Source organism: Bacillus sp. FSL W8-0102 (genome assembly GCF_038007225.1).
GTDB lineage: Bacteria > Bacillota > Bacilli > Bacillales > DSM-4216 > Bacillus_O > Bacillus_O smithii.
In genome coordinates this window covers 44,732-70,033 of sequence record NZ_JBBOWT010000001.1, presented here as the reverse complement: position 1 = coordinate 70,033, position 25,302 = coordinate 44,732, and the positions used below count along the sequence as shown (strand labels likewise).

The following is a 25,302-nucleotide window of genomic DNA, read 5'->3' as shown; positions in this document are numbered from 1 at the left end:
AATATTTCAAGCGAGGCATTATTTTCAGTTTATACTCTTTTCAACAGTTATCCATAAAAATTTTTCATCATTTTGCATAAGAGGAACGGATCAAAAAACAGCATTCACTTCACGGCAAACAGGTCAATGGCTCCTTTCGGGTGCCGACTTATTCAAGAGGCTTTCTTTTTTGCTTCTTTTAAATTTTGAATAATGTTGTAAGCAATAGAAAACCATTTTTCTACAGGAACATTTTTAATATTCATCGTAATTTTTAATTTATACCCGTCCATTCCATATCCCATCATCCGACCGTATGTTTGGCATAATTCTACTACTTTTGATCCGTCTAAAAGCGGTGTCCCTTTTTCACTGACTAGAATCGTCACTTCATTTTTTGTCTGCTTAATGGACTCTAAATGAACCTCTTTCGCAAAGATTTTCATTTCCGCCACTCGGAATAAATATTCTACTTCTTTCGGATATTCACCAAAACGATCGACCATTTCCTCTTGCAATTCAGCCACTTCTTCCAACGTTTCAAGAGCACGGAACCGTTTGTACATTTCAATTTTTTGCTGTCCGTCTGGAATATAAGCATCCGGAATATAAGCATCGATATCCAGTTCCACTTCAAAAACAGGCGGTTTTTCTTCCACAGTGATTCCTTTTCTTTCTTCAATCGCTTCTTTCAACATTTGCGAATATAGATCGAATCCCACTGAATCAATGAATCCATGTTGCTGAGGGCCTAATAAATTTCCTGCTCCCCGAATCGACAAATCGCGCATTGCGATTTTAAATCCCGATCCCAATTCCGTAAACTCTTTGATCGATTGCAGACGCTTTTCTGCCGTTTCTGAAAGAACTTTATCTTTTCGATACATAAAATAAGCATAAGCGATTCGGTTGGATCGGCCCACTCGGCCTCTTAATTGGTATAGCTGCGATAACCCCATCCGGTCGGCATCATATACAATTAGTGTATTGACATTTGGGATATCGACTCCCGTCTCAATAATGGTTGTTGTCACCAACACATCGTATTCGCCTTCCAGAAAGCTTAAAATGACATCTTCCAGCTCAGACTCGGTCATTTGTCCGTGGGCATACGTAACGCGCGCATCCGGCACAAGTAAAGATATTTCCTCCGCTTTCCGCTCAATATCTTCTACTCGGTTATAAAGGAAGAAAACTTGTCCGTCCCGCGCCAATTCTCTTTCAATCGCTTCTCTGACAACCGTTCCGTTATACTCCATCACGTACGTTTGAACCGGGAACCGGTTTTCCGGAGGAGTCTCAATGATCGATAAATCTCTTACGCCTAACATCGACATATGCAGAGTTCTAGGAATAGGGGTAGCCGTTAGCGTTAATACATCTACATTCGTTTTTAATTGCTTGATCCGCTCTTTATGCGTCACTCCGAAACGTTGTTCTTCATCGACAATCAGCAAGCCTAGATCATGGTATTGAACATCCTTGGACAATAGCCGATGCGTGCCGACTACAATATCAATCGTTCCATTTTTAATTCCTTTAATGGTTTCTTGAATTTGTTTTCGTGTTCGAAATCGGCTTAACATTCCAATATTGATCGGATATCCTCGAAAGCGCTCTTTCATCGTTTCATAATGCTGCTGCGCTAATATCGTGGTGGGAACAAGCATAGCCACCTGTTTTCCGTCCATAATTGCTTTGAAAGCCGCTCTTAGAGCTACCTCCGTTTTTCCATATCCAACGTCTCCGCACAACAATCGATCCATCGGCCGTTCTCTTTCCATATCCCGTTTAATTTCTTGAATAGAGCGCAATTGATCCTCCGTCTCCTGATAAGGGAAAGCCGCTTCAAACTCCCGCTGCAAGTCGCCATCAGGAGAAAAAGCATATCCTTTTGATGCTTCTCTTTCTGCATAAAGCTTGATCAAATCGTCGGCTATATCTTGAACAGACGATTGTACTTTCTTTTTAACCCGCTTCCACTCGCTGCCTCCTAGCTTGTAAATCTTCGGTTCTTTTCCTTCGGAAGCAATATACTTTTGAACTAAGTCAATTTGATCAACCGGTACATATAATTGATCCGTTCCCTGATACTTAATATGGAGATAATCTTTATGGACTCCGTTGATCTCCAATGTTTTAATCCCCAAATATTTTCCGATCCCATGATTCACATGGACCACATAATCCCCGACGTTTAATTCCGAATAGCTTTTTATCCTCTCGGCATTCGAAAGTTTTTGCCTTCTCTTGGACTGTTTTACCTTTTTATTAAATAATTCTTCTTCTGTAATCACGGCAAGCCGCAAAGAAGGAAGTTCAAACCCCGTTTGCAAATTCCCATATAGAATTTGATGATTGCCGATGAACAGATTCTCTTCTTCCTCCAGCAATGAAGCTTCAATCTCATACTCTTCTAAATCACTTTGGAATTTTTTCATTCGTTCTTTGCTGGAACACAAAAAGACAACTGTATATTTTCCATGTTTCCATCGTTCCGTTTCCGCCTTTAAGACATTCATTTGGCCATGAAAGTTTTGCATTGGTTTGCAAGACAAATTCACAATATTTTGCGGATTGGTATGAGGAATATGCCTTAAAAACAAAGAAAAATAGAGCCGTGGCATCTTTATCGATGACAGGAGATCCGCTAGCGAATGGGACACTTGCAAGTCATGTACCATTTGACCTTCTTCAATGAGTGACGTATACCATTCTGCTTCCTCTTTTTCCAGCGAGTCATTCATTTCATTAATTCGGCTTAACTCATCAAAAAACACGATTCCTCTGTCCGAAAGATAATCTACTAAACTTGCAGGATGTTCATAAGCAATCGCTATATATTTGGCCATTTGATCTGGAAGGCTGCCTGTTTTTAATCTCTCAACATCATTTCCAATATTTTGAGTGAGAAGTTCTTTTGTTTTTTCATTCTTCACCTTTTTCAAGCTGTTTGCCAGCGCTGTTTGAAGCCTATCGCCCACTATCACCAATTGATCACGATCGAGCGGCATTTCGGAAAACGGGCCAATGCTGACTTCCTTTAAATTTTCTATGGAACGTTGGTCTTCAATGGAAAACGTGCGAATCGAATCAATTTCCGTGTCAAAAAATTCGATCCTAATGGGATCAGGGGTTGTCAACGGGTAGATATCTAATATGCCTCCCCTTAAACTAAACTCGCCTGGGGTGTTCACCATATCGGCTCGTTCATAACCCATTACGACCAATTCTTGCAAAAAGCTGTCTAAATCCACTTCATCCCCGACAGAAAGCATTTTTTGAAATTTCTTCCAAACATCTTTTGGAGGCAAGATCTTTCTCAAACCGGCTACCGGTACGATATACACTCCTTTAGTGCTTGTCGTTAAATGATTCAACATTTCAATCCTTTGGGCTTTTAACTCTGGACTCGCAATAGAGATTTCCGCCGCAATCAGTTCATTGGCTGCATATAAATACACTTCGTTTTCAGGGATGCTTTGAATAAGATCGTCATACAGTTTTTGCGCTTGCAGCAAATTATGGGTCACGACCAATGTCGGACGGTTCGTCTTGTGATATACGGAAGAGATGAGCAAAGAGCGCGCAGAGCCTGATAATCCGGCAATAAGCTGCTCTGAAAGCCCTATTTCTACACCTTGAGTGATGGATTGAATTTCATCATTAGTAAGAAGTAAATTTTCTAAATTTTTTAACATTATTCTCCCCTCCTGGCGTCCAAACAAAAAAACAGAAAAATGCTTTGGACCGCATCCAAAGCTTGTTCAATCAATGTATAAGATAATCATTTTGGTGAAAATCCGGATATCGTTCAAGCGATTCCTGGCAATCTTCACAAATAGATTTTATAGAAATATCGCCATTACTTTCATATTGAACCATCTCTTTTCGTTCATGGTCCGCAAGTTTATGAAGACCTAGCTTTTCACTGCTAATAATATGGTTTTCCAAGCTACCTAGTTTAATGCCGCAATGCCGGCAATAATAATGAATAGCCATTACGTCCTCCTCCGTGTACACATCTTGTTTTTAGTATGTACACGTCAAAACGAGGATATTCATTCTTCAGGAATTAAATTGGTTCATGACTTCAGGAAATGGCTTCTCTAACCATTCAAGGCAAGCATCTGCACTCTTTTTAACAGCTTCATTCATGATCAACCGCTGCTCTTTGTCAAACTTTCCTAATACATAATCAATAACCGTATTATTTCCGTCAGGGCGTCCAATGCCAATCCGAATCCTTTTAAATTGTTCTGTACCTGTATGTTGTATGACCGATTTTATGCCATTATGCCCGCCTGCGCTCCCTTTTTGGCGCAAGCGAATTTTTCCGGGCGGAAGATCTAAATCATCATACACAACCAATAAATTCTCGATATCTATCTTATAGTAACGCATGACTTCAGCAATGCTTTCCCCTGACAAATTCATATAAGTAAGAGGTTTGAGCAGCAAAACTTGATGCCCGCCTGACCGTACAATCGTATAAATTCCTTTGTGCTTCGCAGTTGTCAATGGAGATTGCAATCGATGCGCAAGCTCGTCTATCACATCAAATCCAATATTATGTCTTGTTCCTCTATACTTTTCACCGGGATTTCCAAGCCCCGCTATTAATTTTATCATCCAAAAACACCTCAAGTTTCTTCTTTACATTCTAACATATTATGCGGTATGTACAAAAAAAGCGAGGCAACCGCCCTGCTTGAAAAAAATAACATTTTTCGTAAAAATTTCTTTTTCTTATCTTAAACTGAAGATTTTCTATTCAGGCAAAATAGATGCTTGAAATGGGAAGCGGATAAAAGCATAGAACCCCTTATGATTTTCATCGTAAAAAATTTTTGCCAACACAGTTATATTTCAGTAATAAACATAACTATGAAAGAAAGACACAGCCTTTCATGCTGTGCCCTTACACCTATTAACCTTCGCTTTCTTTGCTTGCCGGTGTTTCCCTTCCTTCTTCATTTTCCGGTATGCCAGGCTCTTGTTGTTCGCCGGTGCTGATTTCTTCTTCTTGACGCGGAGCCAAGATAGAGACAATCGTCTCTTCATCGCCGTGCTGAATCTCAAATGGATAATGTTCTTTTATATCTCCTACGGTAATCGTATCACCGACTTGCAATTGGGAAACGTCCACTTGAATGGCATCCGGTATATCGGTCACTTTGCCTTTTACAGTCAATTCAAATAACGGCTGCTGCAAAACACCGCCATCTTTTACACCTGGAGCTTCCCCTTTTAATTCCACCACAACTTCAGCGGAGATTTCCGTGGAAGGATCGACAGCAAAAAAGTCAGCATGAATCATTTCGCCTGTGAGCGTATCTTCTTGATAGTCGTGTAAAACAGCGCTCTGCTCACGATCATCAATATTTAAGGTGATTATTCCATTCCTACCCACTTCTTTAATCGTTTTTAGCAAATCTGTTCTGCTTACGTAAACCGCTTGATTTTCTAATCCCTTTCCATATATAACGGCCGGTATGTTTCCTTCACGCCGAAGTTTATTTAATGTCGATTTTCTCAAGTCATTCCGTCTTTTCACTTCTAGTACTGCACTCATATTAGACATCCTCCCGTTCTAGTTTTTTAATGTAAAAACCCTTTTATATGAATTGCCTAAACAGGCAATCTTTAAACATGGTCATTACATGAAAAACAAGAATGGTGATAGTCAATCGGCTTGGTAGCTAGTTGAAAAGTACGGAGCCGAAAGCCAGAATCCAGCTTCGAAAAGACTTGAATGGGGCGACTAGAAGGTGTCTATATATTCTGTATGGAAAGCCGCCCATTATTGCTTCGAACACACCCTTCATTCTTTTGCTCCTTATTTTTGGAATCCATACCATCCGCAAGACCTATTTTCGATGATGGATTAATCAAACAGCATGCTGACAGATTGATCTTCATGAACACGAATAATGGCCTCACCCATTAATGGTGCAACGGAAAGTTCCACGATTTTATCGATTTTCTTTTCCTCGGGAAGAGCAATAGAGTTGGTTACAACAAGTTCCCGGATATTGGAATTTTGAATCCGATCAATCGCCGGCCCGGATAATACCGGATGTGTACAGCATGCATACACTTCTTTAGCCCCGTTTTCTACAAGGGCGTTTGCTCCTAATGTAATTGTACCAGCTGTATCAATGATGTCATCTATTAAAATAGCAATTTTCCCTTCAATATTTCCCACGATATTCATGACTTCAGCAACATTTGGTTTTGGACGACGTTTGTCAATAATGGCAATCGGTGCTTTCATGCGTTCCGCCATTTTTCGAGCGCGTGTAACACCGCCATGGTCAGGAGAAACAATCACAATATCGTCGTCAAACTGTTTCTTTTTGAAATAATCGGCTAAAATTTTTACTCCCATTAAATGATCAATAGGAATGTCAAAGAATCCTTGAATTTGCGGGGCATGCAAATCCAATGTGATGACACGGGTCGCACCGGCTTTTTCCAATAAATTTGCCACTAATTTTGCTGTAATCGGTTCGCGAGCGCGCGCTTTTCGATCTTGTCGTGCATAACCGTAATAAGGAATCACAAGATTCACCGTTCTGGCAGAAGCCCGTTTTAAGGCATCGATCATAATTAACAGTTCCATCAGATTATCATTCACCGGAGAACTGGTTGACTGAATGACATAGACATCGCATCCACGAATACTTTCCTCAATATTAATTTGGATTTCTCCGTCGCTGAAACGTTTAACAGAACACTTTCCAAGCTCCACTCCGACAAAATTGGCAATTTCTTCTGCCAATGCCCTGTTGGAATTGAGGGCAAAGATTTTCAAATTTGGATCTAAATACTGGTTATACATGATGGACCTCCGAAATTATTTGTTATGGTTTAATTTTTGAACATAGCCATCCTTATTGATTTGGCGGGCGCGCGCTATCGCTAAAGCATCCCCAGGGACATCTTCCGTAATCGTGGAGCCTGCAGCTATATAGGCGCCTTTGCCGATTGTCACAGGAGCAACTAGATTTGAGTTACAGCCGACAAAAACCCCGTCTTCTATTTTCGTCTTATGTTTATTCTTACCATCATAATTTACGGTAATGGAGCCGCAGCCGATGTTCACTCCTTTGCCCACTTCTGCATCTCCTATATAACTTAAATGTGAAGCTTTGCTTCCGCGGCCAAATACCGTCTTTTTAATTTCAACAAAATTCCCGATCCTTACTTCATCTTCAATTTGGGAATCTGGGCGGATATGCGCGAACGGGCCAATCTTCACATCACTGCCAATGGCACTATCGTATGCAACCGATTGGCGAATCGATGTTCGATCCCCTACGGTGCAATCTTTTATCTCACTATTAGGCCCAATTTCACAATCTTCTCCAATTACAGTGTGACCTGTGATCATCGTGCCTGGGTAAATGATCGTATCTTGTCCGATCACTACGTCCGTTCCGATATAGGTGTGGTCGGGATCAACGATAGTGACACCATTTTTCATATGACGAAGGTTGATTCTTCTTCTCATAATTTTCTCTGCTTGGCTTAAAGCAGCTCGATCATTGACTCCGAGCGTTTCTTCAAAATCATCGATTTGATAAGCGGCAACGGTTTTTCCTTCCGATTTCATAATTTCAATGACATCCGGCAAATAATATTCTCCTTGAGCGTTATCGTTGCTTACTTTCTTTAATGCTTCAAAAAGAGCTTTATTGTCAAAACAGTAAGTGCCAGTATTAATTTCTTGTACTTTTCTCTCTTCTTCCGTTGCGTCTTTATGTTCAACAATCCGCTCAACAAAGCCTTCCTGATTGCGGATTACCCTGCCGTATCCATCCGGCTGATCCATATGAACCGTTAAGATCGTAGCGCTTGATTGATGCTGTTGATGGTGTTCGATAAGCGCTTTCATTGTATCAGCCTGAATAAGCGGCGTATCACCGCAAATCACTAATGTCATTCCTTCTTTATCACCTAAAAGCCCTTCCGCTTGCATAACGGCATGAGCTGTACCTAATTGTTCTTCCTGTACTGCAAACTCCGTTTTTCCATCCAACTGCGCTTTTACTGCTTCCGCGCCGTGGCCTACAATTGTAACAATCTTATCTGTATTCAAAGTCGAAACTTGATCGATTACATGCTCTACCATTGGTTTGCCGCATACAGGATGCAATACTTTATAAAGCTTAGACTTCATTCTTGTGCCTTGGCCGGCAGCCAAAATAATGGCATATATATTTGTCATACAGGGTCCCCCAATAACCTTTTTATCCATATTGAATAATATCCTAAATACACAATCTTTTCAAGGTTGCTTGGGAAACTCATGCTTTCAGCGTGGGAAAGAAAAGGATGGTAAATGATGGGGGGTAGAAGCGCAAAAAAAGAGCCTTACTTATGAAGTAGGCTCATGCTGTTTCATATGTGATTAGGAAGCTCCGGCTTCTTCTAATTCTATTTCTTCTAACTCTCCCAACCGATGATATTCGCTCAATACTGCGTCTTGAATTTTACCGCGAGTATTGGAGTTAATTGGATGAGCAATATCACGGAACTCACCATCCGGTGTCCGTTTGCTCGGCATGGCAACAAATAAGCCATTATTGCCATCAATTACTCGAATATCATGAATAACAAATTCGTTGTCCAGAGTGATGGAAGCGATTGCCCTCATACGACCGTCCGTGTTGACACGGCGGAGTCTAACATCTGTTACTTCCACTCTGTTCACCACCCTTCCTTTGTGAAAATCTAATAAATATATTCAACAGTATTTCTAATTTTCCTTCTTTTAATAGGAAAATTTTTTAAAAATTTTTAGTAGTCACTCCTTTTCTCTTAACGTCTCCAAAATAATTTTGTAAAACAGCCAAGTAAAAAGAAATGGGAAGATGGATGAACCCATCTCTATTTCCAGCCATCAAAGAAACTGAATCATTATGTGTAAGGAGTCCAATGAAAAAAACTGCCGACGATGTCGACAGTTTTTTATCCATCATGATTTCACGAGTGCAACCACTTCTATTTCAATTTTTGCGTCTTTTGGCAGCCGAGCCACTTCCACACAAGATCGAGCCGGTTTATGGTCCCCGAAAAACTCCGCATAAATGTCGTTTACAACGGAAAAATCATTCATATCCTTTAAAAATACCGTTGCTTTTACAACGGTTTCCAGCGACGCTCCTGCCTCTTGCAATACAGCTTGCAGATTGCGGAACACTTGCCTTGTCTGTTCTTCAATGCTTCCTTCCACCAATACTCCCTCAGGCGTCAACGGAATCTGACCTGAGCTGAAAAAGAGGTTATTGACAATGATTCCTTGGGAATAAGGGCCGATGGCAGCAGGGGCATTCTTCGTAGCAACTTGTTTCATCCTTCTTTTCTCTCCTTAAATAAAATGAATATTTTTAACCCGTGGTGCTAGATAAACTTGAGCAAGCATAAAAATAGCCCTTGCTGGCGAATCTCCTGTAGAATGAAAGTGCGACCTACCATTCGAAAGGAGAATCCCCATGCAAGAGCACTTTCATTTTACTACAGATCGGGCCAAGATTCAAAAGCAATATGCCGCCATTTTCGTTTTTGTTTCTGCTCAACTTTCATGCATTCAGGTGCATCTTCATCGTCGAAATCGCCATTTGGTCAAGCAAGAGGACGCTGTCATCATCGCCATTCATCTTTTAGGAAAGCTGCTCGGTTTTACTTCTGAACGGGCGTGGCATCGTTTTGTCACGGGAAATTTGTTCACAAACGGCTCGTTTCTTGAACGCTCCCGATACAACCGCCGTTGCCGGGCGCTTGGTTTCGCCATCAAATGGATCCGTCATGAGCTGGCAAAACGCGGTCAACATCATGCCTATGCCGTCGTTGACAGCTTGCCGCTCCCGTTGTGCCATACGGCAAGAATGCATCGCGTCAAACGGTTTCAAGAGATCGCCGACATCGGGTATTGCGCTTCCAAAAAGCAATGGTACTACGGGTTGAAGCTGCACCTTCAAGTGACCGATCAAGGGCTGCCAATGGGGTATGTGGTGACGGAAGCATCTTGCCACGATCGAATCGCAGCCGAAAGCGTGATGACTCAAATTCCTCATCCCTATAACTTTGGGGACAAAGGATTCATTAGCCGTGACTTGCAAAAAAGGCTGTACGAAGAATACCAAATGGCGCTTTGGACTCCGTCTCGAAAAAACCAGAAACATCGTGCGTCTGAGACATGGGAGCAGTGGATCCAACAAAAACGCAAAGTGATCGAGACGGTGTTCTCGGTTCTGGTTGACCACTATCGCATCACGGGGATCCGAGCCAATTCGATTATCGGATTTGAAGTGGCACTAGACGGTATATTGTTAGCTTATTCCCTGGTTACACTTGGGCTAGTTGAGCGCTAAAGCTCAACTAGCACCACGGGTTATTTTTAGTAAAAAAATTCCCTTCATCTACCTTTATTTCCTTCTTTTTTACATCAACATCCCGCAATTTTACAAGTGAAATATAATCTTCCACCAATCGTTCCTCTGCATGCTCGGACTCAACCAAAACGGCGATGCCTGCCACTTCGGCATTAAATTCAGCCAGCATGCTTTTCATTCCGTTGATCGTTCCGCCAGCCTTCATAAAGTCATCCACGATCAACACTCTTGATCCCTCTTTTAAACTTCGTTTTGACAACACCATGGTTTGTATCCGTTTTGTCGAACCGGAAACATAGTTGATGCTTACAGTGGGTCCCTCTGTCACTTTACTGTCGCTTCTGACAATGACCACTGGCACATTTAAATGGGCAGCTGTAGCGTAAGCGATTGGAATACCCTTGGTGGCCACCGTCATAATCACATCTATTTCGATTTCAGAAAACGCGGATCCTAATAGTTTCCCAATTTTGTGTATGATTTGCGGGTTTCCAATGAGATCTGTCATAAATAAATATCCACCGGGAAGAAGCCTCTCAGGTTTTTCTAATTGCTGACATAATTCTTTAATAAATGCCTTTGCATCCTCTTCTTTTACTTTTGAAAAAAACTTGACCCCTCCCGCAGCGCCGGGAATGGTCTGCAAAGTGCCCATCCCTCTTTGCTCCAGCGTTTCTTTCAAAATTCCTAAATCCTCACTAATGGAAGATTTGGCAGAACCGTACCTTTCCGAAAAAAAAGTTAAAGATACTAGCTCGCGGGGATGTTCTAATAAATAATAAGTCATATCAATGAGCCGTTCACTTCTCCGAAATTTCATATAATCACCGCGCCTCCTTAAAACCGAATATTTTCTTTTAAATATACATTAATATACGGTTTTACACAATGGTCGGCGGTCCGCCCACCATTCTAACCGCAAAAACTTGGCCGCAGAATCCTCTCAACCCATTGTAAATCCGATTCATTCGTGAATCATGCTGTACAAGAGCGAAAACAGTAGGCCCGCTTCCGCTCATTAATACTGCATCCGCTCCCGATCGAATCATTTGTTCTTTGATTTGCGCCACTTCCTTATGCATTTTTAAAGTGACACTTTCCAATACATTTCCTACATTTTGGCACATTTTTTCATAATTTTGCTCGACAATCGCTTCAATCATTGCTTTCGTATTCGGATGTCGAACCTCTTCCAATTTCAAATTTCGATAAACTTCCGCGGTAGAGACTCCTATTTGGGGTTTGGCCAAAACCACCCAGCAATTCGGCGGTGTTGGAAGCGGGGTAATTTTTTCCCCTCTACCGGTTGCAAGCGCCGTTCCTCCAAAAACACAAAATGAAACATCAGATCCAATTTGAGAACCTAGGTCGGCCAGTTCCTCTAGAGAGAGACCTAATTGCCACATTTGATTAAGACCTTTAAGCACAGCTGCGGCATCGCTGCTCCCTCCTGCAAGTCCGGCCGCTACCGGAATCGCTTTATCAATGGAAATGGAGACGCCTTTTTTGATGTGATACGTTTCTTTTAACAACTTAGCCGCTTGAAACGCCAAGTTGCGATGATCGTCGGGAACAAAACGGTTATGAGAGTCAATTCTAATTTCATCTTGTCGTAATTCTTTTAACTCTATTCGATCTGCCAGATCAATGGTCGTCATTACCATTTCCACTTCATGATAGCCGTCAGGTCTCTTATGAAGGACATCTAAAGATAAATTGATTTTCGCCGGTGCTTTTACATGCAATTTCATTTATTCACCTACTCTATTGAACCGAAGAATGATGGTTTGATATTGGAAACCGCCCTGAGCAGTTTGAAATCGGAAGGTATTTAGAGACAGAAAAGAACACCCATGTGCCCTTCCTTCATCCCAATCGAACGTTCGATGTATTTGTCAATCAATCATTTACTAAAGAAAAAATAAAACGTTGTTATGCAAATGTATGTATTCTTTCACATTATAGCCATTCAAGTATGTTATTTTACCATTTTCAAAAAACAATGAAAAGACCGGGTTCATGAACTCTATCTCTTAGCTGATATCATTGTGAAGCTTTTCAATAAACAGTAGACAAAACGAACGGATAAAATCCTCGTAAACATGCATCATGAATGACTTAAAAACACGGACAGTTCCTATTCAATGCAAAAGAGTCGTTTTACTTTACACAAAACAAAGGTTTAGATGAAAAAATCGATATCATTTCATGAACTTTTACTTTCCCTGTATCTGAAAATCCGTCTATCATGGTTGTCGCTTCATCGAAATTTTTCTGTGATCTTTGCGTGTTCTTTATTTTGAAGTGATAAAGAGGACACGTCGAGGAATAAAGAGGATCTCTTCTCTGCATCGAGTAGGAGGGAGCGATTAACTCCCGTCCTCTCACACCACCGTACGTACGGTTCCGTATACGGCGGTTCAATTAAGATCATTGACGCAAGTCTTTATAACTTCCGTGAATAGCTGTTCTCTTTATGCCAGTGGTCACTCCACCCTCCAAGAGGTCTCCCACGGGATTCACCGCTTCCTCCCTCAAGTGAGGTACTACGTTTTCTGTGTTCATCATGACTCACTGAATACCAAGGGCTATTCTCTCTTAATTGTTCGGTCCTTCTTAGTTGTTCTAGACCAACTAATACTATGACCTCTGCTGACTTCTGACGGTTCAGCTACTTATCACTAAGTAGGTTATGAAGAGTACTTCACATATCCGCCAGACCTCCCCGGGTAAGTACATGCACTTTCACACCATCTATCCGCCTCATTTACTCGATATGACCTTCGACAGAAAGAGCTTTGTTTTGTTATGCAAACTCACTCAATCATACCTAGCCTTATATGAGGTTCGTGTTCCTCGGACCGGTGTTTTGCCTCCAGCTTCCTTCAGATTCCGCGTCACCACGGACACCCTTTCGTTGAGCTAACCTCTACTTCTGTCTTCGGGGTTCGGGACTTACACCCTATAGTTCATGTACATGCCGGGCGCACATAAAAAAAGGCCGGGAATTTGATTTCCCGGCCTTTGTGCGGCTTTTATTCAGATTGTTGCTTATTAATGAGCTGATGTTCGGCCATTTCGATAGCTCGTTTAACCATGTTTCCTGCGTCTCTTGCCGTTATGCCGCCCCAACCATCTCGTTGGACGACATCATAAAACCCAAGTTCTTTGGCAAGTTCTTCTTTGAAACGATCGGACATAACTCCTCGTCTTTTGCCCATATAAGCATCCCCCTTTTATCTTGCTTTAACGAACCCCTACTCTATACAGAGAAAAGAGCTCGAAAAAAGCAAGATCGGTTCACTCATCGGTCATAAAGAATCGATGAAAGTTGTAGCTATGCCGCATATTTAGTTTGTTTCGAAGTACTTTATTTATAACAGGGGGCTGCCGCCAATATTGGAAAACAAAAAGCAGCAAACATGATGTCTACTGCTGCCCTAATGCCATATTCCCTGTTGAATCTTCGTAAAATTTTAACTCCACTGTTTCTGTCAACACATCCGCATAGCTGTACGACACTCTTTCAAAAGAGTTTTCGTCTTGATCCAATTCAACGACGAACACAGCTGGATACGTTTCAGCTAATATACCGGATCGCTCGATGGTCTTTCTCCGACCACCATTTGCTCTTAGCAAAAGTCTTTTTCCAAGATTGGAATCAAGTGCTTTTTTAATGTCGGCTAATGTTTTCGGCATTTGCTTCCACCTCACTGTCCTTTATTATAGCACAGCTTGTACATGTAGTCAAATAAATTAATAATTTTATCAACGAAAACCCTTACTGTCAACATTTTTATTTTTTCAAAATATTTCTTTTTTCTACAGTTCTAATATGCCACCTCACTGATGTTTTATGTAAACACCGTTTTAATTTTTTTCATCCAATCGAGTAGGAGGGAGCGATTAACTCCCGTCCTCTCACACCACCGTACGTACGGTTCCGTATACGGCGGTTCAATTAAGATAATTGACGCAAGTCTTTATAACTTCCGTGAATAGCTGTTCTCTTTATGCCAGTGGTCACTCCACCCTCCAAGAGGTCTCCCACGGGATTCACCGCTTCCTCCCTCAAGTGAGGTACTACGTTTTCTGTGTTCATCATGACTCACTGAATACCAAGGGCTATTCTCTCTTAATTGTTCAGTCCTTCCGAATTGTTCTAGACCAATTCGTACTATGACCTCTGCTGACTTCTGATGGCTCAGCTACTTATCACTAAGTAGGTTATGAAGGGTACTTCACGTATCCATCAGACCTCCCCGGGTAAGTACATGCACTTTCACACCATCTATCCGCCTCATTTACTCGATATGACCTTCGACAGAAAGAGCTTTGTTTTGTTATGCAAACTCACTCAATCATACCTAGCCTTATATGAGGTTCGTGTTCCTCGGACCGGTGTTTTGCCTCCAGCTTCCTTCAGATTCCGCGTCACCACGGACACCCTTGCTCTTGGCTAACCTCTACTTCTGTCTTCGGGGTTCGGGACTTACACCCTATAGTTCATGTACATGCCGGGCGCACATAAAAAGCTGTAATGAAACTCCTTCATTACAGCTTAATCATCTAAATTCCAATGGTACGGCATTCCGGTCCTTAAAACTCCCCTCGTTTCTACACCGCCTAACCCTTTATTTCCAGTTAATGTATTCTTAAGGACATCTAACACATTAACCGATTGATGAAAAGGGGTATAACTGATTTTAGCTACAATATAGACAGGATCCAAGGCATGAATGTTGACTCGAAACGGCGAACTGGCAAAATTGGCGCCGGCCCTAATTAATGATTCAAAATGGGATTGACAAGCACCCGCAAAAATAATTAACTGATCAAGACTCGGTATTTTTTTTCGAGCTTCCTTTACGGTTTGAACAAAATATTTGGAATTTCGATAAGCATTTAAATCCGATTTTTTCCCTTTTGACTTTGAATAGGAATCATGTCCCGTAATGACAAGAATCTCCGGCCGATGCCGTTCCAAAAGCTCCAACACTTTTACCGGCATATCTTTCTCACTGCAATGTATGCCTTTGACGGGAACTCCAAATTGTCCATAGACAGCCAGACATTTTTTTAAAAAAGCCGGATCTCCGTCTAAATGCAACACTTTTCCAGGTATCTGAAATATATTGGATCCTTCCTCGTTGTAGCCCCCTGTAACTTCATATTCTTGCCTTTCCTTCAGCAAATGGAGGTCTCGTTGAAAAAGCTCAAATGATTGTTTTTCCAGCGTTCTGATTTGGCGAGCCGCTTCCAGCTGTTCTTTTTGTTCGATGACGATCAAATCCTCAATCGGGGCGTCTGCCATTAATCGAAAATCCTCACCGTATAAAATCGCCATCTCTTTTCCGTTTATATTTGTGAAATCGATAACCCGAAACAACAAATCGCATTTGTAAGACTGCCGGCCGACCATATCATTGATTTTGATCCCCATAACCGTCATCTCCACAGGCGAAAATAAATATTTCCTTGCCAGCATATGCAATCGCGGAAGGAAGCGTGTATGAAGGGGACCGCCACAAAATTTGCCTCTTTTACAAGAGTTGGAAATCCAAATGATGAGTTCTCCTTGTTAAGAAAATAACGGATAAAGCAAATTGCTTAAACGAGCAAATTCTTGTATGGATAAAGATTCACCCCGGCGGGAAGGATCAATCTCCGCTTCAGCAAGAATGTTGAGAATTTGTTCTTTTTTTTCTTTGCCATTGGGCATTTGCGAAGTTAAGTTATTGATTAACGTTTTTCTTCTTTGCGCAAAAGCCGCTTTGACGAGAGAAAAGAAGAAAGATTCATTATCCACTTCCACGAGGGGCTTTGTTCGTCTTTTTAAATGAATGACAGCAGAGTCGACATTAGGCTGAGGGATAAAAACGGTTTTAGGTACGACAAACGCTGTCTTTGCTTCCGTATAATATTGTACGGCGATGGATAAAGAGCCGTACTCTTTCGTACCTGGTTGTGCCGAAAGCCGATCAGCGACTTCCTTTTGCATCATAACCACCAGCCCTCTAATCGGCAAACATTCTTCCAATAATTTCATAATAATTGGAGTGGTGACATAATAAGGAAGGTTAGCCACCACCATAATATCGGAATATCCGGAAAGCTCTTCTTTAATAACCTCTTTTACATTCGCTTTCAAAACGTCTTGGTGAATAATTTCTACGTTCTTATAGGGGGAAAGCGTGTCCTTCAAAATAGGCAATAGCCGCTTGTCAATTTCAAATGCCACCACTTTTCCCGCTTTTCGCGCCAAATGCTCGGTTAAAGCGCCAATACCCGGGCCGATTTCAATGGCAGCTGTTTCCTTCGTCAAACCGGCAGCTTCTGTGATCCGATTTAACACATTAGGATCGACGAGAAAGTTTTGCCCTAAACTCTTTTTGAACGCAAAGCCATATTTTTTTAAAATTTCTCTCGTTCTGGACGGTGTCGCAATATCTTTCATCGTTTTTCCTCCTGCAGCACTTCCTCCATGGCATTCAAAAACTGTTCTCTTGTAATTTGAAACATCTTTAGCCTGTTATAAAGCTGTTTTCCGTTTGTGTAGCCTATTTTTAACTTAATTCCTAATTTTTCTCTTCTTTCTCTGGCATTTCCTCCACCGATTAATCCGGCAGTGATCAAATCTTCTTTCCTTATTTGCTCTTCTGCTTCTTTTTCCATCCATTGCGCTTCTTTTAACGCTTCCCTGATGCTTTCAGGACTGGCATGTTCGACTCCGATTCCTTTTCCATTCTTCGGCTTCGCTTTGTCCTTTGGCAAAAAAGCATGCTTGCAATTGGGGACTGCTTGAGAAATAATGTGCCTGATCCGCTCGCCGGGATAATCCGGGTCTGTAAAAACAATGACTCCTCTTTTTTCTTGTGCCAGTTTAATCTTTTCGATCGTCTCTTTCGAAACAGCAGATCCGTTTGTCTCAATTGTATCGGCATCAACGGCACGCCGGATCGCCGTTGTATCATCTTTCCCCTCTACAACGATCACTTCTTTTATTTTCATGCATTTCCTCCATAAAAATAATTCTTATCCGCCCAATCCAAAATGAGGCGGGCAAACCAATTTTTCAAAGCTGCGGAAATGAAAAATATTCTTAAAAAATCATCTCCGTCAACCGCTTGAGTATTTTTATCATCCGATGAATACTTGTCTATTATATTTTATATAAATAGAAAAAGCGAGGTTCCCCTCGCTTCATCAAGAATCAATCGATAATCTGAACTTTGACTTGTTTCCGACCCCATTGTGCTGCTGCGGATTGGGAAGGCATAAGAATGTCAATCCGGTTGCCTTTGATGGCTCCTCCCGTATCCGCCGCAACGGCATAGCCGTATCCTTCCACATATACCCTTGATCCAAGGGGAATAAGCCCCGGATCGACAGCAATGATTCTCATATTAGGACTGGAATGTATGTTTATGCCTGTCGCCGTAATTCCTGAACAGCCGCTGCAATTGGAGGTATAGGCAGTGGCCGTTACCAAAAGCTCTCTTCCTCTAGTGCCAGCGGTCGACGCTGTTTCAGCCGCAAATTGACCATCTCTCTTTTTCGTGCCTTCCGCAATAATTTTATTTCGACCTTCCACTATCGTCCTTTGCTCTAAAAGTTTTTTAGAGATGAGCCGACCATTTTCATAGACAGACTCATATGTGTTTATTACTGTACCGTTTCGCCCTTCCTGAAGAACCTTTCTCTCTCCTTCCATAAGACTTGGATCTTTTTGGATGGTGATAGCAAATGCTTTAGACTTTTCCACTACATCGGTGGTTTTTTTAACTCGAACGATTTTCACGGAGCTGTTTGAATGCAAGTAATCGTCGAATCCAGGCTTTACCTTGTCCCATTTGCCAAAAGTGATCCCCTGTTGTTTTAAAAAATCACCGACAGTAGTCGAAGCAGTCCATACTGTTTTTTTCCTGTTTCCGTCCACTAATGTCACCGGAAACACCTTATTGATTTTGACATTCATATGATTTTGAAGGGCTTGATTGAACGAAGGAGCCACTTTGTCGAATTGAGAAATGGACAAATGTTCTTCCTTCAGAAAGTCCTTCACCGTATCGGCTGTTGTCCAAACCGTCTTTTTCTTGCCTTCGATCGTAAGATGGATCTGCTTGGATGGCTTCCATTCAATATTCATTCCGTCTTTTATTTTGGTCTGTTTTGAAGGAACTGAATAATCTTTTGGTTTGACAGGCAGCTTGAGTTCTTTCACCACCTCTGCCACGGTGTCGGCCCTTGTTTCAATCGTTTTCTCCCGGTTGTTGATTTTGACCTCAACCGTTTTCTCTGTGCTTTCATAATAAGAATAAGCACTTGTAGATGATAGAAGAACAACTCCAGCTGCCAATAAAAAACTTTTTCTCGACTTAAACCTTGAACGATCCTGTTTAAATTCGTTTACTGTCATTCAAAATAGGCCCCCTTTGTCATCCTTTCCTCAAACAGAGAATCTATCGCTCTGTCCTCTCTCTTTTTCCAACTATTATGCATAGCTGGATAAAAAAATGATAGAAAGACTTATCGACAGGCTTAGTGTATGAATGAAAGGAGGCTTGTAGAACTTTCAAGAAAATCGAAAGTTGACAACAAATTGTAAAGCAATGCGACAAAATTTGCCGTCAGACAATGCCGAATAATTTTTGGGCATTTCCCGTCGTTTTCCGGGCTACCTCTTCATAAGGAATGCCCTTTAATTCGGCAATTTGCTCGGCAACGAGTTTTACGAGTGCAGGTTCATTTCGTTTGCCGCGGTAAGGATGCGGAGCTAAATACGGACAATCTGTTTCGATTAATAGTTTTTCTAAAGGAATTTCAGCAGCAACTTCCTTTGGCTTTTTCGCATTTTTAAATGTTACCGTACCGCCCAAAGAAATATAAAAATTCATATTGATACATTCTCGTGCTGTTTCAACGCTGCCACTGAAGCAGTGCATAATTCCTCCTACTTCATGCGCTCCTTCTTCTTTCAAAATTTCTATAGTGTCTTGTGTCGCTTCTCGAGTATGGATAATAATCGGCAATTTTACTTTTTTGGCTAGTCGAATTTGTTTGCGAAACACTTCTTTTTGAACCTCTTTTGGGGACTTATCCCAATGATAATCCAACCCTATTTCTCCTATTGCTACTACTTTTGGATGAGAGGTCAATTTTTCAATCCACTCCAAATCAGCCTCTGTCATATCGATAGCATCCACCGGGTGCCACCCTATACTGGCGTATAGAAAATCGTATTGATCTACTAGTTTCATCGCTTTTTCAATCGTAGGCCGGTCAAAACCTACCACCACCATCTTTTCAACACCGGCTTCTTTTGCTCTGTCTATCACCTCGTCCAAATCATCGGAAAATTGTTCATCGTTCAAATGAACATGAGTATCAAACAACATCTTTTGCTCTCTCCTTTACTCTACGTTGTTTCCTTTCAAAAAAGACATGTCAAATAGATTACAATTTTCCCTTTATGCCAAAAATCCAGAACACGCCCATCATCATAGGTAGTTTTCCTCATAATACAGAGGAAGATGTGTCTTCTGGTCCTTTGTCCATCCTTTCCTTTTCTTCCATCCATATGACAAAATGATGACAATAGCGGTTCATTTGTCATCATAATATCATGTATATTTTTCGATTCCTATTTTTTAAAGCATATACCTTTCAATCAAATTCCTTGATCAGCGGTTTAGCGGAAAAAGAAAAATAGCCAAAACGGAAGACTATACATACTGGACAGTTTTACTAATGAATGGATTTAACGTCTAAGAAAAAAGAAACATAGAAGTTTCCGTCGAATCTTGTTTCACGTGAAACATTCTATGTTTCTTAGTCTTATTATTTAACCTTTGCACCGTTTGGAAGATTTTCATCGACGCTCGCCAATGATAATACGCCGTCTTTTTCTCCGGCTAAAATCATTCCTTCTGATAATTCTCCTCTTAATTTAACTGGTTTTAAATTGACTACGCAAATCACTTTTTTACCGATCAACTCTTCCGGCTTATAATATGGAGCGATTCCTGAGATCACTTGGCGCTTATGGTCTCCTAAATCAAGGCGCAGTTTTAACAGCTTATCCGCTTTTTTAACCGGTTCAGCCTCAATGACTTGAGCGACTCTTAAATCAATTTTCATAAAATCATCAATTGAAATTTCTGCAGAAGAGTCATTTGTTTTTTCTTTTTTCACTTCAGCGGGTTGCGAACCGCCTTGCATTTTCGATTTAATAAATTTCACTTCTTCGTCAATATCCAGCCGCGGAAAAATCGGCTCTCCTTTTTCCACTACTTTTGTGCCATCTGGAATGACGCCGAATGTTTCTAAGCTTTCCCAAGATGTAAACTGTTCCGTAGAAAGGTTCAGCTGCTCAAAGATTTTTTTCGGAGCCGTTGTTAAAAATGGCTTAAGCAGAACAGCTACACGACGTAAAGATTCTGCCAAGTGAACCATGACACTGGCCAGCTCTTCGCGTTTATCTTCCTCTTTTGCCAAAATCCAAGGCTGAGTTTCATCAATAAACTTATTCGTTCGACTAATCAGCTGCCATACGACCGTCAATGCAACGGAAAATTCCATGTTTTCCATCGCTTCTTCGTATTTTTCTACCGTTTCCTTATTGGCTTCCAGCAACTGACGTTCATACTCGCTTTCGGATCCTTTATAAGCCGGAATCCGCCCATCAAAATATTTATTGATCATAGCAACTGTCCGATTGAGCAGGTTTCCGAGGTCATTTGCCAAATCATAGTTGATCCGTTCTATAAACCCTTCTGGTGTAAAGACGCCGTCTGATCCAAAAGGAACTTCGCGCAGCAAATAGTAGCGCAGCGCATCAAGTCCGTAACGGTCGATCAATGTTACCGGATCGACAACATTCCCTTTTGATTTAGACATTTTTCCATCTTTCATCAGCAGCCAGCCATGGGCAAATACTTTCTTCGGCAGCGGCAAATCCAGCGCCATTAGTATGATCGGCCAATAAATAGTATGGAAGCGGACAATTTCTTTTCCGACTAGATGGACATCAGCAGGCCAATATTTTTTGAATTTTGATTCATTTTCGCTTCCGTATCCAATGGCGGTAATATAATTGGTCAAAGCATCAATCCAAACATAAATGACATGCTTTGGATCTCCCGGCACTTTAATCCCCCAATCAAAGGTAGTGCGGGAAACTGCTAGATCTTCCAATCCCGGCTTAATAAAGTTATTAATCATTTCATTTTTTCGGGATTCAGGCTGGATAAAATCAGGATTTTCTTCATAAAACTGCAACAAACGGTCGACATATTTGCTCATTTTGAAGAAATAGGATTCTTCTTTCACTTTTTCAACCGGCCGGCCGCAATCAGGGCATTTACCGTCTACAAGCTGTCTTTCAGTAAAGAAAGATTCACACGGTGTACAATACCAACCTTCATATTGATCAAGATAAATATCGCCTTGATCTAATAATTTTTTAAATATCTTTTCAACCACTTTTTTATGACGGTCTTGTGTCGTGCGAATAAAGTCATCGTATGAAATGTCGAGTTTTCTCCATAATTCTTGGATGCCGGCAACGATTTCATCGACATATTGTTGAGGGGTAACCCCTTTTTCTTCCGCTTTTCTTTGAATTTTTTGCCCGTGTTCATCCGTCCCCGTTAAAAACATCACGTCATAGCCGCGCATCCTTTTGTAACGTGCCATCGCATCACCGGCTACCGTTGTATAAGCATGCCCAATATGTAAATTTCCGCTTGGGTAATAAATTGGCGTTGTCAAATAAAAAGTTTTTTTCATTCATATAACCCCCTTTAACAACATAAAATGTGCACCTTGCCATGAGAGAAGAGGTTGCCTCCTACCGATTGCATTCGAGATCGATAAGGCATCCTGCATAAAAAGCGGGGTCGTCCATCTCTCCCATCAAAATGCTTCATAATCAATCGTCACGATTTTTGCTTGCCGTACGCTGATCTCACAGAAGCTGAAAAAAACCGAAGCGGAAATTCCTAACACGGTAATAGCATCCGATCAGTCCATTCCATTTGCATGAAAAGACCATTTATGCTACATCATTTCCTCTTATAACATCAAAATATACATAATCTGATAAGCTTCTGCAAATAATCGAATCCTCTTTTTATTTTCTCGCATTCTTTCCTTAATGTAAATACAAAGGGACAAAAGTTTTCCATGATTTCGTCCCGAGATTTTAAAAATTCTTACTTAAAAACAGCATTTATCAAATCCCCTTTATTTACAAATGATAGTAGTTACTAGAAGTCTGACATTTATTAGAAAAATTTCATTTTTCTTGTTGACTAATTTTGGCAGCATTGGTATTATTAAAACATAAACAAAATTTGTCGAAATTTGACGAACCAGAGAGAAATATAGAGAACAAAAAATGAAATGAGAGGAGAATTGACAAATGAAATCAACTGGCATTGTTCGTAAAGTTGATGAACTAGGCCGCGTGGTTATTCCTATAGAGCTTCGTCGTACATTAGGCATTGCTGAAAAAGACGCTTTGGAAATTTATGTAGATGATGATAAGATTATTCTAAAAAAATATAAACCGAGCATGACCTGCCAAATCACTGGAGAAGTTTCTGATGACAACGTAAAATTGGCAGGCGGAAAATTAATTTTAAGCCGTGAAGGCGCCGAATTGTTGTTAAAAGAAATCGAAGAAGCTTTTCACCTGTCCGCAGCGAATAAATAATTTTTATTAGAAAATGCAAAGAGGCCGTATCGACACTGGATTATGCCGATACAGCCTCTTTTATTTTGCCTGATTCGCTTCCTATTTTTATGTATTATGATACATTTGGTATACTTCCCGCTTTGGCATATTTCTGTCTTTTGCCGTTTGTTTCACCGCTTCTTTTGCATCCATTTTCTTTGCGTCAATGTAAAAATTGACATGATCCACAATCGACAGCGACTCCCACCATTTTTCCCTTGTTTCAGCCTCTTGTTCTTTTGCCCCTTCTAAAATTAGACAAAATTCTCCCATGACTTTTTCGTTTTCTACCCAATTCAACGCTGCTTTTATGTCTCCGCGCAAAAATTCTTCAAATTTTTTGGTCAACTCTCTGCATAATGTAATGGGACGGTTGCCAAGAATATCAAGCATGTATTCCAACGTTTCTTTAAGACGATGTGGAGATTCATACAAAATAATCGTATCCGTGATATTTTTTAACCTGTTCAGCTCTTCTTTTTTTTCTTTTTTCTGCCGGCTCAGAAACCCAAAAAAATAAAACGGCTGTGTTGGAAGCCCTGAAGCAATTAATGCAGTAAGAGCAGCATTGGCGCCGGGCAGCGGCACAACAGGAATCTTTTCAGCAACGGCTGCTCTTACCAGTTCATACCCCGGATCGGATATCGTTGGCATACCGGCATCGCTCACTAATGCAACTTGCTCTCCTTGTTTTAACCGTTCTATGATTTGGCGTCCGCTCGCTTCTTTATTATGTTCGTGGTAGCTCATGAGAGGAGTGTGGATGTCATAATAATGACAAAGTTTTCTTGTATTCCTTGTATCTTCGGCAGCAATGACGCTGCTTTCTTTTAAAATGCGAAGCGCCCGAAACGTAATGTCTTCCAAATTGCCGATTGGCGTCGGCACTAAATAAAGAATTCCCCGATTCTCTTGCTCGACATAACTGCGTTGTTTACTGATCATCTCGATCACCTGCCAGCCCCAAAAACTTTTCCTTTTGTTTTCTCGTCAACTTCTTAAAACGATATTCCGCCCTCAACGCTTCTCCTTTTGTCTCAAAAGCTTCCGTATAAATAAGCTTAACCGGACCTTTGCTTCTCGTATATTTTGCCCCTTTTCCGTCGTTGTGCTGGCGAACTCTTCTTTGAACGTCCGTCGTATACCCGCCGTAAAACGAACCATCGCCGCATTTTAAAACGTAAAAATAATGTTCATTTGCTTTCTCCATATAAAATCTTCCTAACTTCTTCCGTATATTCATTATTTTCGTGATAAACCGTCAAAGGCGGCAAAATTTTCATTCCCGGTTTTCCGTCCTTAATCGCCTCAAGCAAAATGGTATTCGCATCTTTTCCCGGTTTAGGATAGACAAATTGCAATCGTTTCGGCTCCAATCGATACTTGCGCATAGCTGTCACCAAATCGAGCAGCCTTTCAGGCCGATGGACAAAAGCTGCTTTTCCGCCTTGTTTCAAAAGCTCGCTGCTCGCCTTCACACAGTCATCAAGCGTGCACATAATTTCATGGCGGGCAATGGCGAAATGTTCATTGAGGTTCATTTCCCCAGAAGGAGAAGTTGAAAAATAAGGAGGATTGCAAGTGACAACATCATGTTTTTCATATCCAAGCACTCGAGGAGCATCTTTTAAATCGCCGTGCACCATTTGAATTTGATGTTCCAGGTGGTTGTATTCAATGCTTCGCACCGCCATGTCGTATAACTTTTCTTGAATTTCGACACCGACGATCGTTCCTTTCGTCCGCTTGCTTAACAACAGAGGAACAACTCCATTCCCCGAACATAAATCAACCAAACTTCCTTTTTGAATGGGAACGTATACGAAGCGGGCAAGCAACACAGCATCAAGGGAAAAGGCAAACACATTTGGACTCTGGATGATCCGCATATCCTCAGCAAGCAAAAAGTCCAAGCGTTCGTCCTCTTTTAACATCAATGAAAAACCTCCGCTTCCAAGTAGTATCTCAAATAAACTCATATTCCAAAACAGAAGGCCACACGATCATCTCCACAAAAAAAGAAAACAGCACCAATCGAATGCCGTTCTAATGTCTTATTTTATCGGGGGATGAAATCCAAATGGAAAGATCACTGACCGTTAAATTTTTGAGAGCATCGCTTATTTCAATTGTTAAAACTTATTAAATCAATGCTGCCATGCAAAGCTTAAATCGACATTCATC

Annotated in this window: 23 protein-coding genes; 2 read left to right on the top strand and 21 right to left on the bottom strand. The window is 41.1% G+C overall.

The genetic code is table 11. The annotated features are described in order from the left end of the window. Nucleotides 1-152: 152 nt before the first annotated feature. From mfd to N1I87_RS00290, 8 genes are all read right to left on the bottom strand, one after another. Entirely contained in the window at nucleotides 153-3,680 is a 3,528-nt protein-coding gene (mfd, locus tag N1I87_RS00325; protein WP_341100171.1) for a transcription-repair coupling factor, read from the bottom strand. Between the two features lie 70 nt (nucleotides 3,681-3,750). After that, the gene (locus N1I87_RS00320) at nucleotides 3,751-3,981 is read right to left on the bottom strand and encodes an anti-sigma-F factor Fin family protein (RefSeq protein WP_341100169.1); all 231 of its coding nucleotides are present in this window, start codon (nucleotides 3,979-3,981) and stop codon (nucleotides 3,751-3,753) included. Between the two features lie 66 nt (nucleotides 3,982-4,047). After that, entirely contained in the window at nucleotides 4,048-4,608 is a 561-nt protein-coding gene (gene pth / locus N1I87_RS00315) for an aminoacyl-tRNA hydrolase (RefSeq protein WP_341103232.1), read from the bottom strand. A gap of 301 nt (nucleotides 4,609-4,909) precedes the next feature. Next, nucleotides 4,910-5,554 carry a 50S ribosomal protein L25/general stress protein Ctc gene (locus N1I87_RS00310; protein WP_048622336.1) on the bottom strand — a complete coding sequence of 215 codons (645 nt, stop codon included), beginning with the start codon at nucleotides 5,552-5,554 and terminating at the stop codon, nucleotides 4,910-4,912. Nucleotides 5,555-5,866: 312 nt separating this feature from the next. Continuing rightward, the gene (locus N1I87_RS00305) at nucleotides 5,867-6,823 is read right to left on the bottom strand and encodes a ribose-phosphate diphosphokinase (protein WP_048622335.1); all 957 of its coding nucleotides are present in this window, start codon (nucleotides 6,821-6,823) and stop codon (nucleotides 5,867-5,869) included. A 15-nt stretch (nucleotides 6,824-6,838) separates the two neighbouring features. Further along, nucleotides 6,839-8,212 carry a bifunctional UDP-N-acetylglucosamine diphosphorylase/glucosamine-1-phosphate N-acetyltransferase GlmU gene (gene glmU / locus N1I87_RS00300; protein WP_341095980.1) on the bottom strand — a complete coding sequence of 458 codons (1,374 nt, stop codon included), beginning with the start codon at nucleotides 8,210-8,212 and terminating at the stop codon, nucleotides 6,839-6,841. A 183-nt stretch (nucleotides 8,213-8,395) separates the two neighbouring features. Further along, nucleotides 8,396-8,689: a septation regulator SpoVG gene (spoVG, locus tag N1I87_RS00295; RefSeq protein ID WP_003352313.1), complete on the bottom strand. Its 294-nt coding sequence runs from the start codon at nucleotides 8,687-8,689 to the stop codon at nucleotides 8,396-8,398. A gap of 273 nt (nucleotides 8,690-8,962) precedes the next feature. Then, nucleotides 8,963-9,340: a RidA family protein gene (locus N1I87_RS00290; protein ID WP_003352314.1), complete on the bottom strand. Its 378-nt coding sequence runs from the start codon at nucleotides 9,338-9,340 to the stop codon at nucleotides 8,963-8,965. A 139-nt stretch (nucleotides 9,341-9,479) separates the two neighbouring features. Between N1I87_RS00290 and N1I87_RS00285 the strand changes: the two genes are divergently transcribed. Beyond that, nucleotides 9,480-10,358 (top strand): IS982 family transposase, encoded by an 879-nt coding sequence (locus N1I87_RS00285; RefSeq protein WP_011230510.1) that lies wholly within the window; start codon nucleotides 9,480-9,482, stop codon nucleotides 10,356-10,358. Between the two features lie 7 nt (nucleotides 10,359-10,365). On the opposite strand, the gene purR is transcribed toward N1I87_RS00285, so the two are convergent. The 10 genes from purR to metG all read right to left on the bottom strand — a co-directional run bounded on the left by purR (nucleotide 10,366) and on the right by metG (nucleotide 22,169). Beyond that, nucleotides 10,366-11,199 (bottom strand): pur operon repressor, encoded by an 834-nt coding sequence (gene purR / locus N1I87_RS00280; RefSeq protein ID WP_341100168.1) that lies wholly within the window; start codon nucleotides 11,197-11,199, stop codon nucleotides 10,366-10,368. Nucleotides 11,200-11,260: 61 nt separating this feature from the next. Further along, nucleotides 11,261-12,130 (bottom strand): 4-(cytidine 5'-diphospho)-2-C-methyl-D-erythritol kinase, encoded by an 870-nt coding sequence (gene ispE, locus N1I87_RS00275; protein ID WP_341100166.1) that lies wholly within the window; start codon nucleotides 12,128-12,130, stop codon nucleotides 11,261-11,263. Nucleotides 12,131-13,414: 1,284 nt separating this feature from the next. Continuing rightward, nucleotides 13,415-13,600, bottom strand: a complete 186-nt coding sequence (locus tag N1I87_RS00270) for a small, acid-soluble spore protein, alpha/beta type (RefSeq protein WP_003352318.1) — start codon at nucleotides 13,598-13,600, stop codon at nucleotides 13,415-13,417. Between the two features lie 208 nt (nucleotides 13,601-13,808). Next, a complete protein-coding gene (gene veg, locus N1I87_RS00265) occupies nucleotides 13,809-14,078 on the bottom strand; it encodes a biofilm formation stimulator Veg (RefSeq protein ID WP_048622332.1) in 270 nt (89 codons plus the stop codon). A gap of 862 nt (nucleotides 14,079-14,940) precedes the next feature. Continuing rightward, a complete protein-coding gene (gene yabG, locus N1I87_RS00260; protein WP_003352320.1) occupies nucleotides 14,941-15,822 on the bottom strand; it encodes a sporulation peptidase YabG in 882 nt (293 codons plus the stop codon). A gap of 138 nt (nucleotides 15,823-15,960) precedes the next feature. After that, nucleotides 15,961-16,836, bottom strand: coding sequence for a 16S rRNA (adenine(1518)-N(6)/adenine(1519)-N(6))-dimethyltransferase RsmA (gene rsmA, locus N1I87_RS00255; RefSeq protein ID WP_003352322.1), 876 nt, complete (start codon nucleotides 16,834-16,836; stop codon nucleotides 15,961-15,963). Continuing rightward, nucleotides 16,833-17,390: a ribonuclease M5 gene (gene rnmV, locus N1I87_RS00250; RefSeq protein ID WP_270584465.1), complete on the bottom strand. Its 558-nt coding sequence runs from the start codon at nucleotides 17,388-17,390 to the stop codon at nucleotides 16,833-16,835. Before rnmV ends, rsmA begins: the two co-directional genes overlap by 4 nt. Before the next feature lie 202 nt (nucleotides 17,391-17,592). Next, on the bottom strand, nucleotides 17,593-18,798 hold the full coding sequence (locus tag N1I87_RS00245) for a ubiquitin-like domain-containing protein (RefSeq protein ID WP_341100163.1): 1,206 nt from the start codon (nucleotides 18,796-18,798) through the stop codon (nucleotides 17,593-17,595). 211 nt (nucleotides 18,799-19,009) lie between these two features. Next, nucleotides 19,010-19,777 carry a TatD family hydrolase gene (locus N1I87_RS00240; protein ID WP_048622329.1) on the bottom strand — a complete coding sequence of 256 codons (768 nt, stop codon included), beginning with the start codon at nucleotides 19,775-19,777 and terminating at the stop codon, nucleotides 19,010-19,012. A 442-nt stretch (nucleotides 19,778-20,219) separates the two neighbouring features. Continuing rightward, on the bottom strand, nucleotides 20,220-22,169 hold the full coding sequence (gene metG / locus N1I87_RS00235; protein ID WP_270584467.1) for a methionine--tRNA ligase: 1,950 nt from the start codon (nucleotides 22,167-22,169) through the stop codon (nucleotides 20,220-20,222). A gap of 634 nt (nucleotides 22,170-22,803) precedes the next feature. On the opposite strand from metG, the gene N1I87_RS00230 reads away from it, so the two are divergent. Next, nucleotides 22,804-23,097, top strand: coding sequence for an AbrB/MazE/SpoVT family DNA-binding domain-containing protein (locus tag N1I87_RS00230; RefSeq protein ID WP_003352328.1), 294 nt, complete (start codon nucleotides 22,804-22,806; stop codon nucleotides 23,095-23,097). Between the two features lie 87 nt (nucleotides 23,098-23,184). Here the strand turns inward: N1I87_RS00230 and rsmI are convergent, their stop codons facing one another. From rsmI to N1I87_RS00215, 3 genes are read right to left on the bottom strand one after another with little or no spacing between them, the layout of a single operon-like run. Next, on the bottom strand, nucleotides 23,185-24,063 hold the full coding sequence (rsmI, locus tag N1I87_RS00225; RefSeq protein WP_341100162.1) for a 16S rRNA (cytidine(1402)-2'-O)-methyltransferase: 879 nt from the start codon (nucleotides 24,061-24,063) through the stop codon (nucleotides 23,185-23,187). After that, nucleotides 24,053-24,328: a GIY-YIG nuclease family protein gene (locus tag N1I87_RS00220; RefSeq protein ID WP_270584452.1), complete on the bottom strand. Its 276-nt coding sequence runs from the start codon at nucleotides 24,326-24,328 to the stop codon at nucleotides 24,053-24,055. The genes rsmI and N1I87_RS00220 overlap by 11 nt, the downstream gene beginning before the upstream one ends. Next, nucleotides 24,312-25,052: a tRNA1(Val) (adenine(37)-N6)-methyltransferase gene (locus N1I87_RS00215; protein ID WP_341103229.1), complete on the bottom strand. Its 741-nt coding sequence runs from the start codon at nucleotides 25,050-25,052 to the stop codon at nucleotides 24,312-24,314. Before N1I87_RS00215 ends, N1I87_RS00220 begins: the two co-directional genes overlap by 17 nt. Between the last annotated feature and the right edge of the window lie 250 nt (nucleotides 25,053-25,302).